The 1705-nt window shown below is 45.7% G+C and carries 2 protein-coding genes; both read left to right on the top strand.

Going from position 1 to position 1705, the window contains the following annotated elements; genetic code table 11:
* Positions 1-187: 187 nt before the first annotated feature.
* A complete protein-coding gene (locus FDF36_RS20730; protein ID WP_220392654.1) occupies positions 188-430 on the top strand; it encodes a hypothetical protein in 243 nt (80 codons plus the stop codon).
* Positions 431-523: 93 nt separating this feature from the next.
* Complete coding sequence (locus FDF36_RS20725) at positions 524-1360, top strand: DNA adenine methylase (protein WP_220392653.1); 837 nt, start codon at positions 524-526, stop codon at positions 1358-1360.
* Positions 1361-1705: the final 345 nt, after the last annotated feature.

The following is a 1705-nucleotide window of genomic DNA, read 5'->3' as shown; positions in this document are numbered from 1 at the left end:
AAATTGAGGAGTTCACTGTGAGTTGTTCAAGAAAAAAGCCCCCGGCCTGTTAAAAAAGCAACGCCAATCACTCATTAACATACAGATGCGCATCACCGCACGACCGGGGGCAAAGACCCTCGTCGCGGGATGCGCTTTTTATCTGTATATGAATGATTGGCTTTGCAAAGATAAAAAAATATTCGCTATGACACTGTTTGAGATTCTAAATTTTAATAGGGAAGTCCTGGAACGTCTGGCCGGCATGGGCTTCAAACCGGATGACTATAAGTACATCGACCTGTATAAGGAGTATGAAAGGATGCGCTGCCAGGGTGATAAAGTGACGTATTGTGTTGCGGTTCTTTCCAATCGGTACGGCGTTTCCGAACGCAAAATCTATGAGATCCTGGGAAGGTTCAAAAAAGAGTGTACGTTTCATGCAGTATAACTCCGGTCTTTTTTTTGCTTTCATGGGAAAAACTTAAGAATTTTGTTGCCGGAAATACAAACACATATATTACACGATAAAATGACTACAACAATGGAAAAGACTTACACCCAGGCTCCACTTCCTTTCGTGGGGCAGAAGCGCATGTTCGCTTCGGAATTCAAAAAGATCCTGAAACGTTTTGATGACAAAACGATATTTGTGGACCTGTTCGGTGGCTCCGGCCTGCTATCACACATTACCAAACGTGAAAGGCCGGATGCGGTGGTCATATACAATGACCATGACAACTACCGCGAGCGTTTGGAAAACATTGACCGGACCAATACCCTGCTGAGAGATCTCCGTAAAATAGTCGGGATATATCCCCGCCATCAGAAGATTACCGGAAAAATGCGCGAGGCTTTCCTTGAACGCATCAGGCTGGAGGAGACAACCGGTTTCGTGGACTATCTTACCCTCTCTACTTCCCTACTGTTTTCCGGAAAATACGCACAAAACATGGAGGAACTTGAAGGATTGTATTTTTATAACAAGATACGCCAGTCTGACTACCGGTGTGACGGCTATCTGGACGGGCTTGAGGTAGTCTGCTACGACTATAAGGAACTGGCAGACACATACGGGGTGTTTCCGGGAGTGGTATTCCTGGTTGATCCCCCCTATATGGGAACGGATATCAGTACATACAAGATGGACTGGAAGCTGGCGGATTACCTGGATGTCCTGCTGGTACTGAAAGGACACCCGTTTGTCTATTTCACCTCCGGGAAATCCCCCATACTGGATTTTTGCCGCTGGATGGAAGAGCATCCCGGGATCGGTAATCCTTTCAAGGGAGCCGGCCGGTCCACACTTACCGCACGGATGAATTACAACTCCTCCTATACCGATATCATGCTCTACAAAGACCTGCCAAGGGCGGCCTGAGAAAGCCCTATACTCCACCTTGAATTCTTCTCCAGCGGATACTCCGGATGTAAACCGGGATATCCGCTGTTTTTTGTGTGTCACCACATCAATAATTGAAGCGAAGTGCCGTATGCCGTTTCCGAAACCGGAATATCTTTAGAAAATAAATATCAAGGGAAAAAGTTATATTAGGCGGTAAGTTCAATACTTTACCGCTTTTTTTGTGTCCGGACGGATCGGTTCAGGCATTTTTTATTATCAGCCAATTACAGAAATCTGCTCTGACGATAAAAGACTGTTTCTTTCCTGAGAAAAAACGCATAGTGCAATACAATTGCACCGAACCACCGTATCTTGCCTCCC

The sequence above is a fragment of the Bacteroides fragilis genome, from assembly GCF_019583405.1.
GTDB classification, from domain to species: domain Bacteria; phylum Bacteroidota; class Bacteroidia; order Bacteroidales; family Bacteroidaceae; genus Bacteroides; species Bacteroides fragilis_B.
The sequence above is the reverse complement of the archived record's forward strand: the minus strand, read 5'-3'. Positions and strand labels throughout refer to the sequence as shown.

What these genes read in the sequence shown, in the direction of transcription:
- FDF36_RS20725 (WP_220392653.1), top strand. Translation starts at nt 524, where the DNA reads ATGGAAAAGACTTACACCCAGGCTCCACTTCCTTTCGTGGGGCAGAAG.
- FDF36_RS20730 (WP_220392654.1), top strand. Translation starts at nt 188, where the DNA reads ATGACACTGTTTGAGATTCTAAATTTTAATAGGGAAGTCCTGGAACGT.